The 548-nt window shown below is 71.5% G+C and carries 1 pseudogene; it reads right to left on the bottom strand.

Annotated elements, in window-relative coordinates:
- Positions 1-8 precede the first annotated feature (8 nt).
- Positions 9-548, bottom strand: a pseudogene (locus D7V88_RS43530) (hypothetical protein); the annotation flags it as partial.

Below are 548 nucleotides of genomic sequence, written 5' to 3'. Positions count from 1 at the left end.
GAGCAGAATCACATTGTCTGGTGGCCGAACGCCGTCACGAACGTGCTGCAGAGGGCGGCGGAGGAGCCGGTGGCCTCGGCGCAGTTCTCAGCGAGGAGGACGCCAGCGCTCGTTGCACACGTGAAGTGGACAGAGGGTGAGCCGCCGCTTGTCCCAGCGGCCGTCGCGCAAACGCCGTTGGCGTCCACGCTTCCGCAGCGACAGGCCCCGTTGCCGTAGGAGTCGAGCGTCTTGCACTGGCCCGCGCCGCACTCCATCGCCACGACGCCGGCCTGCGCGTCGCACCGCACCCAGGTGTCTCCGGAGCAGTAGCCGTACCGGCTGACGCCGTCGCAGGCACCACCGACGCGGACACATGCGGTGTGCGCCTGGTTGGGCACGTAGCCCGGGGCGCACGCGCAACTGTCGCCTGAGGCGCTGCACGTGGCGTTGGCGGGGCACGTGCCGCACGTGCCACCGCACCCGTCGCCGCCGCACGTCCTGCCGTCGCACTTCGGGACGCAGACGCACGCGCCCGCGGTGCTGCACGTGGTGCCGCTGCGACAGGT

Source organism: Corallococcus terminator (assembly GCF_003611635.1).
Taxonomy (GTDB): domain Bacteria; phylum Myxococcota; class Myxococcia; order Myxococcales; family Myxococcaceae; genus Corallococcus; species Corallococcus terminator.
This window is presented reverse-complemented; position numbering and strand designations above follow the sequence as displayed.